This window comes from Helicobacter aurati (assembly GCF_003364265.1).
Lineage (GTDB): Bacteria > Campylobacterota > Campylobacteria > Campylobacterales > Helicobacteraceae > Helicobacter_A > Helicobacter_A aurati.
On the sequence record NZ_NXLW01000010.1, the window covers coordinates 64631 to 73533 of the forward strand.

Genomic DNA, 8903 nt, shown 5'->3' on the forward strand with positions numbered 1-8903 from the left:
TCTCTATTTAAGTCTTTTTTCAAGTTGTTCAATACGTTCCCAAGTTTTTACAACAGAATCAGGATTAAGTGAAATAGAGCTTATTCCCTCTTGCACAAGGAATTCTGCAATTTCGGGATAATCACTTGGTGCTTGTCCGCAGATTCCGCAATATTTACCGTGTTTTTTACACGCTCGTATCGCTTGCCTAAACATTTCAAGCATAGCAGGATTTCTTTCGTCAAAAATGTGGCTTACTAAATCACCGTCTCTGTCTACTCCCAATGTAAGCTGCGTAAGGTCATTAGAGCCGATTGAGTAACCATCGAATATGGAAAGGAATTCGTCAGCTAAAATAATATTAACAGGCAGTTCACACATAACATAAATTTCGAGTCCATTTTTCCCAGATTCTAAACCGTTGCGTCGCATAATTTCAAGTACCTTTTTACCCTCTTCAGGAGTGCGTAGAAAAGGAATCATAATTTTCATATTTGTTAACCCCATGTCATCGCGCACCATCGCTAGTGCTTGACATTCCCATTCAAATGCTGTACGATACTGCTCTGAATAATAGCGGCTAGCACCACGATACCCTAACATCGGATTTTCTTCTTGCGGTTCATAATGTTCTCCAGAAATCATATTTCTGTATTCATTGCTTTTGAAATCGCTTGTGCGTACGATAACCGGATTTGGGTAAAAAGCAGCAGCAATCATACCCATACCTTCTGCAATTTTTTTAATAAAGAAGTCTTTTGGATTGTCGTAACCATGTATGAGTTTAACGACTTCATCTTGATTGTGTATTGTTTTGTCATTTTGCAAATCAAGTAAAGCAAGGGGATGCGCTACAATTTGATGTAGAATGATGTGTTCCATACGCGCTAATCCCACTCCGTTGTTAGGGATAAACGAAAATCCAAAAGCCTTTGCAGGATCGCCTACATTCATATAAATTTTTGTTTTAGTTTCTCCCAGATGTTCCAATGAAACTGATTCTACTTCATATTCATGAATGCCAGCGTATACATACCCTTCTTCACCCTCGCTACAAGATACGGTAACTTCCATACCCGTATAGAGTCTTTCTGTCGCTCCGCTTGCTCCAACAATTGTAGGAACCCCTATTTCTCTCGCTACAATTGCTGCATGGCAAGTTCTACCGCCACGGTTTGTAATAACTGCAGCTGCTTTTTTCATTACAGGTTCCCAATCCGGGTCAGTATTATCGGTTACTAGAATCTCCCCTTCTTTGAAAGTATTCATGTGTTCAATGTTGTTGATGATCCTTATTTTGCCATTTCCTATTTTTGTGCCGATAGCCATGCCTTTCAGTACAATTTCTCTATGGCTATCTGAAGGATTTGTAAAGTGGAATTTTTCAATTTTTGCTCCATTTTTGCTTTTTTGACTCTGCACTGTTTCTGGTCTTGCTTGTACAATAAAAATTTCTCCGCTCTGTCCGTCTTTTGCCCATTCCATATCCATTGGTCGATATTCCCCTGCTTCTTGTGTGTAATGCTTTTCAATGCTAATAGCATATTGCGCAAGAGTGAGGATGTCCTCGTCACTGATAGAGAATGTTTCCATTTCATGATGTGTTGTTTTGACATTCATTGTGGGTTTATCACTACCTGCTGGAGCATAAACCATTTTTATATCTTTAGTCCCTAATTTACGTTTAATAATGGGCTTTTTACCATGTTCCAAAGTAGGCTTGAACACATAAAACTCATCAGGATTCACTGTGCCGCCTACTACATTTTCCCCTAACCCCCAAGAGGAGGTAATGAATACGGCATCTTTGAATCCAGTTTCAGTATCAATACTAAACATCACTCCAGCAGATCCCTTATCGGAACGTACCATTTTTTGTACGCCTACACTCAATGCGACTTTAAAATGGTCAAAATTTTTGCCTGCGCGATAACTTGTTGCGCGATGTGTAAAAAGAGAAGCAAAGCAAGATTTAATATAATGCACTAAGTCGGTTTTTCCTTTGACGCTCAAATAAGTATCTTGCTGTCCGGCAAAGCTCGCATCAGGCAGGTCTTCTGCTGTGGCTGAACTGCGAACCGCAACATCTGCTTCAAGCATATTGTATCTTTGGCTAAGTTTATCATAGGCTTGGAAAATTTCATCTTTTAAGTCTTGGGGAAGTGGTGTGCTAAAAATTAACTCTCGAATCTTACTGCATCGATTACGTAAAACGTCCATTTCTGTATAATCAACATTAGATAGCAGCTCTTTAATTTGTTCTTTAATATTGCCGCTTTCTAACAGATACCAATATGCGTCACTAGTGATTGCAAAGCCGTCTGGCACCTTAATACCAACGGGCACAAGCTCCTGAAACATTTCTCCTATACTTGCATTTTTGCCACCAACTAAAGGAACGTCCCTGTTGTTTAATTCCTCAAAAAACTTTATGTATTTCATTATCCACAAGTCTCCCTATTGTAAAAATTTAAGGTTATCTGTTTATATTGTAGTCAAAAAAAAGTAAAAAAGCATTTAATTCAATTCAAAATAAAGAAAATATTTTGCGCTTATATCAAATCCTTTTTACCTTTGTATAGTTTTGTTAAAATTACATCAAGGTTATTTAATTTATCTCAATTATAAGGAATAAAATGCGTAATATAAGCGACGATTTTAGTGTTTCAAAGAACAATCTAGAAGCCATTTTGAAACAACATAAATTATGTTTTGATGATTACAAAAAAATACAAGAAATACTACAAAGAGAGCCGAATGTAATTGAGATTGGTATTTTTTCCGCTATGTGGAGTGAGCATTGCAGTTATAAGTCAAGTAGAATATATCTTAAAGATTTTCCTACTGCGGCTCCATGGGTTATACAGGGTCCAGGTGAAAATGCAGGTGTTATTGATTTAGGCAAGAATACTAACAATGAATCTTTGGCTGCTGTGTTTAAAATAGAATCCCATAATCACCCGAGTTTTATTGAGCCAAATGCAGGAGCAGCAACTGGCGTTGGCGGAATCCTACGTGATATTTTCACTATGGGCGCAAATCCGATAGCAAATCTCAATGTTTTACGTTTTGGTAATATTTTAGATTCTGCAATGAAAAAAAAACACACGCATTTATTACGCGGTGTGGTTGAGGGCATCGCGCATTATGGGAATTGTATGGGGATTCCAACTATTGGTGGGGATACAGCATTTGAATCTTGCTATAACGGAAATATTTTAGTAAATGCTTTCAGTATTGGTATTGCAAAACATGAATCGATTTTTTATGCAAAGGCGACTGGGGAAGGAAATCCTATCATTTATGTGGGGAGCAAGACGGGTAGAGACGGATTGGGTGGAGCCGTTATGAGCAGTGGTAGTTTTAGCTCACAAACACAACGTTTACGTCCCACCGTGCAAATTGGAGATCCTTTTATAGAAAAATTACTCTTAGAATCGTGTTTGGAGGTTTTTCAACAAGATCTGATTGTAGGCATTCAGGATATGGGTGCTGCTGGACTTACGAGCTCTAGTTTTGAAATGGCTAATCGCAGCGGGACAGGCATGATTCTTTGGCTTGATAAAGTGCCTATGCGAGAATCAGGTATGAATCCTTATGAAATCATGCTATCAGAGTCGCAAGAAAGAATGTTGCTATGCGCAAAAAAAGGTTGTGAAAATAAAATTAAAGAAATTTTTGCGAAATATGAATTAGATTGCGTTGTGATTGGTGAAGTCAGGAATACTGGTGTTATGGAATTATTTTGGCATGGAGAACAATGTGCCAGTCTTAAGATTCAATCTGTTGTTGAATCTGCCCCATTACTTCAACGTCCCTTACAAAAACCTGCATATTTAGAATCTTTGAAGACATTGCAGTTGTTCTTGCATATTGCAAGTTTGAATGTTTACAATCAGGAGTTAAGGGAATATTGTGAAGAACATTGCAATGGAGATTCTACGAAATTGCAAAGTTATACATTGGATTTAACTCGTTGTGATTTAGATAGAAATCTTGCAATTCTTGTTTTTAAAGATATGCTAGCTAGCCTTGAAATAAGTGATAAATCATGGATTTATCAACAATACGATCAGAGTATCAAAGCTAGCACAATTAAAGCAGGAGGATTGGGTGATGCAAGTATTATAAGTTTGAAGAATTTTTATTCGCAAAAGGCAATTGCTGTGAGTGCAAAGTGCGATTCGCATTATTGTTATCTCAATCCAAGAGAAGGTGCAAAAATAGCTGTTGCCAAATCTGGACGCAATGTTGCATTAAGCGGAGCAAAGCCACTTGCAATTACTGATTGTTTAAATTTTGGCAGTCCAGAAAATCCCGAAGTTATGTGGCAATTTAAAGAATCTTGTGCAGGGATAAAAGAAGCTTGTGAAGCTTTAAACACGCCTGTTGTGAGTGGAAATGTATCGCTTTACAATCAAACCAATGAGTGTGCAATTTATCCTACTCCTAGTATAGTGAGTGTCGGGCTTTTGGAGGATTATAGTTATGCTATTGGTAGTCACTTTGTTAAAGAAGATTCTCTTGTGTGCCTTATAGGCAGCAAGATAGAATCAACATTGACTGTTTCTAGCAATAAAGAAAGAGCGGGAGTAGATTCTCAATTCAACGACACAAAGTTACATTTTGGAGGATCCTTATTGCAACGAATCTTGCATAATTCTTTAAGTGGGGAAATTCCAACGATTGATTTAGAATCTGAATTGAGATTGTGGGATTTTTTACAAGAATGTACTCAAACTCGATTGTTATTAAGCGCAAAAGACGTAGGAAAAGGCGGGATTGCTATGGCTTTAGCTAAAATGGCAATCATTGGTAATAAAGGTGTGCAAGCACTCCTCCCCCTACGTTCCTTATATCTTATTGATTATCAAAAGATTTTTAAGCTTTATGACAAACAAATTGCCAATATGCTTACAAGGCTCTATCCACAATACAAAGAAGATGAATTTCTCTTTCTATCGAATGATGAGATAGGAGTCAATTTACAGCATATTATTTCAGTATCGGGCAATAATAAGATTCTCATTCATGAAATATTAAGAGACACCTTACGACTGAATGAATTATCTCTTTTGGCTCTTTTTGCCGAATCCCATAGCCAAATTCTTTGTGAAATTTTTCCGCATAATTTAGGCATCATTAAACATCTTGCACAAAGCAAAAATTTAGAGTGTTATTGCATTGGAAAGGTTGGTACGCAGTTTTTACAGATAGCTGATATAATGGTTTCGTTGCAACAAGCAAAGGAAATATATTATCAAAGCTTTGAAAAACAAATTTTTATATAGACTAGAATTTGTTAGATTTTGCATCATATAAATATATTTTTTCTAATATAATTTAAGATTATTTAGTAAAAGTCAAGTGTTTATAATTTTGAAGTTACAGAATAAATATTCCATAACTTATATAAATATCTGCAGAGATCTATATAAAATAAGCATTTTCAAGGTAGTATAAGTTAATAATTTGTAGATTTCTGTTGTATAATTGAGTTCTTCGAAAAGTATTAGATTGTAAGGAGATTGTATGCTGAATATGACAAGAAGAGATTTTATTAAAATAACAACTATTGCTAGTTCTGCTATAGGCGTAAGCATGTTAACAGGAGTGGGTATTTTTAATCCTATGCAAGCTTTTTCAGCACGTTTTGATATTCAAGGACCGTTTAGTACACAGCGACTAAATAATAAAGTGGAGATGCCAATTTTTGGTTTCGGGACAGCCAATTTAAAAGGCGAACAGGGGAAGCAAGCCATTCTTACAGCAATTGAATCTGGTTATAAGCTTATTGATACGGCAAGTAGATATGACACTGAACGCGAGGTAGGTGAAGCAGTAATACGTAGCGAAGTACCGAGGGAAGAACTATTCATTACAAGTAAACTATGGAATGATATAGGTACAGCCGATGAGGTCATACAATCTTTTAACGAAAGCTTGGCAAAACTTCGAACGGATTATGTGGATTTATATCTTATTCATTTCCCACAACCAAGAGAATTTGGGGATAGATGGCTAGAAAGAGATATTAATGTTTGGAAAGCAATGGAGCAACTTTATAAGCAAGGTAGAATACGTGCTATTGGTATTAGCAATTTTTATCCGAATCATCTGGAAGCTTTTCTGCCTGAATGTGAGATTAAGCCTACTGTTAATCAAATCGAGGTTCATCCATTCTATGTTCAAGATAGATTAATTGAAATATGTCGACATCATAAAATAGCCATTCAAGCCTATTCGCCATTAGCAAGAGGAAAAGAAGCATTACTTAATCCTATATTGCAGAAAATAGCAGATAAATACAATAAGACACCTGCGCAAATCATGTTAAGATGGAGTATGCAAAAAGGTTTTGTACCTCTACCACGTTCAGTAAATCCAAATAGAATCAAAGAAAATATTGATGTTTTCGATTTTTCTCTTCAAGCAAAAGATATGAGTCTCATTAATCGTTTGAAAAATAGCAATAAAAAGATAATTCCTCTTTCATAACATAATTAGAACAACTAGAAAATGAGAGTATTTATAAGAACTTATTATGAATATTCTTTGGATATTTGTTTTTCTAATGATCCATATTTATAATATGCTGAACACGCACCTTCACTACTTACCATACAACTGCCTATAGGTTTGCTTGGCGTACAACCCTTACCAAAAACTTTGCAATCTTTAGGTTTTGCTAAACCTTTAAGAATTTCACCGCATAGACAATGTCGCGATTCTTTACTGTCAATTTCTTTGATTGTAAAGTGTGATTCTGCATTATATTGAGAAAAATCATCTTTTAAGCACCAACTTGAATGCTTAATTTCTCCTAAACCACGCCAAATAAAGCTAGGAGCAATGTCGAAATATGTTTCAATAAGCTTCTGTGCTTTAGCATTACCCTCCATATTCACTACACGTGAATATTGCGTTTCTACCATACTTTCACCACGTATTTTTTGTTGAATAATACGTGCAATACTCTCTAGCATATCTACAGGTTCAAAACCACTAATAACAATCGGTATAGAATAATCTTTGGCAAGAGGAATATAAATCTTTGCACCACTAATAACACTAACATGGGAAGGGGCAATAAGCGCATTGACTTTTACTCGTTTATCATTAAGGATATTTCTTACAGGTGGCGGGACAAGAACATGATTAATGTGCAAATAGAGATTTGTTATATTATCTTTGATTGCACGTTGTAAAAGAGCAGCACTCATAGGCGTTGTGGTTTCAAAACCAATTGCAAAATACACTATTTTTTTCTGTGGATTATCTTTTGCGATTTGTAAGCAATCTATTGGCGAATAAACAAAGCGTACATCAGCTCCTTTTGCCCTTGCATCTGCTAGTGAGCCAAATTGACCTGGGACTTTTATCATGTCACCCAATGTTACAAGTATCACATCTGGTATCATAGCCAATGCGTAGGCTTGTGAAATACGTGCCTTAGGCATAATGCAAACAGGGCATCCTGGACCGTGTATAAAATGAATCGAATCAGAATCTATCAGATTCTTTAGCCCATACTTCATCAAGGTGTGTGTATGCCCGCCACAAACTTCCATAATATATAATTCTTCTTTGAGATTCTTGGCAATTACATTAATTTTTTTTGCTAGTGCTTTTATGGTACTTTTGTCGCGATAAGGGTTAATAAAATCTGCCATGAGACATTTCCTTCATTAATTATTGTATTGCAATGAAAAGCTAAAACTTGCTGTATGTTTGTATTATAACCGTTTTATAAGCATTTAGTTTATCGCTTCAGCATTTATTTCTTGTTTGTTTTTGAATCAAAGCAGCAATTGTATATGTTATTTTGCTAAGGTATTTAGCTCTATTTCAAATATAAGGATTCACAAATGCGAGTAGATGTACATAATCATACCACTTATTGCAATCATGCAACAGGTAGTATGCGAGAATATATTAATAGAGCGCGAGAATTGGGTATTGATATTTTCGGTTTTTCTTGTCATGCACCTATGGATTTTGATTCTATGTATCGCATGAGCTTTGATGTGTTGCCGCGATATATAGAAGAAATCCATCAATATAAAAGGGAATATTATGATATAGAGATTCTCTGCGCATTAGAGGTGGATTATATTTTGGGGAGAGAAGATTTACTTTCTCGGGATGTTTTAGAATCTTTTTGTGATTACTTAATAGGCTCTGTGCATTTTTTAGATACATGGGGCTTTGATAATCCGGAATTTATAGGAGAATGGAGCAAAAGGGGCATAAAAGATACTTGGAGTCGCTATTTGGATTCTATAGAATCTTTGCTAAAGACGGGTTACTTTCAGATTCTTGGACATTTGGATTTACCAAAAATATTTGGTTCTACCCTACCCCAGCATTTTTTATTCAAATTACATGATATTTTACAGCTGGCAAAAAAACAAAATGTAGTTATTGAAGTTAATGCGGCAGGGCTTCGTAAGCCTATTAATGAACAATATCCGAGCGTACAGATTTTAAGCATGATAAAAGAATTGGGGCTAGATATTACTTTGAGTAGCGATGCCCATAATATTTCTGAAATTGGGTTTGGGTATTTAGAATGTTTGCAGCTTATTAAAGATTTGGGATTTAAACATCTTGCAGTTTTTCGCAATAAAAAGAAGTATCTTGTAAATATTGATTGATTTACTTTTTGTTTATATTATCAGATTAGTTGGAAAGTCTGAATCTAAATTCAATATAGGGTATCATTGTTGGTATCTTAAAAAAGGAGTATATATGAATAATTTAATGTTTGTTGAGAGAATCCATAAATTTACATATATCTTAAAAAATAGAATATGGTTTATATTTTCCCTCACACACCTCATAAAGCATTCAATGGTTAATCGATTAATTAAACGTGTAATTGCTATTAGCTTTCTTGTTTGTTGTCTTGTTGTTTTGCAACC

Annotated in this window: 4 protein-coding genes and 1 pseudogene; 3 read left to right on the forward strand and 2 right to left on the reverse strand. The window is 35.5% G+C overall.

The genetic code is table 11. The features are described 5' to 3' along the window. Positions 1-3: 3 nt before the first annotated feature. On the reverse strand, positions 4-2421 hold the full coding sequence (gene ppsA, locus CQA66_RS06125) for a pyruvate, water dikinase (protein ID WP_104763416.1): 2418 nt from the start codon (positions 2419-2421) through the stop codon (positions 4-6). A 194-nt stretch (positions 2422-2615) separates the two neighbouring features. On the opposite strand from ppsA, the pseudogene purL reads away from it, so the two are divergent. Together purL and CQA66_RS06135 are read left to right on the forward strand one after the other, a co-directional pair. Continuing rightward, positions 2616-4946: pseudogene (gene purL, locus CQA66_RS06130) on the forward strand (phosphoribosylformylglycinamidine synthase subunit PurL); the annotation flags it as partial. Positions 4947-5511: 565 nt separating this feature from the next. After that, positions 5512-6477, forward strand: coding sequence for an aldo/keto reductase (locus tag CQA66_RS06135; protein ID WP_199770434.1), 966 nt, complete (start codon positions 5512-5514; stop codon positions 6475-6477). A gap of 44 nt (positions 6478-6521) precedes the next feature. On the opposite strand, the gene hypD is transcribed toward CQA66_RS06135, so the two are convergent. Continuing rightward, positions 6522-7652, reverse strand: coding sequence for a hydrogenase formation protein HypD (gene hypD, locus CQA66_RS06140; protein WP_104763414.1), 1131 nt, complete (start codon positions 7650-7652; stop codon positions 6522-6524). Between the two features lie 195 nt (positions 7653-7847). Between hypD and CQA66_RS06145 the strand changes: the two genes are divergently transcribed. Further along, positions 7848-8636: a histidinol-phosphatase gene (locus tag CQA66_RS06145; RefSeq protein ID WP_104763413.1), complete on the forward strand. Its 789-nt coding sequence runs from the start codon at positions 7848-7850 to the stop codon at positions 8634-8636. The last annotated feature ends 267 nt before the right edge of the window (positions 8637-8903 follow it).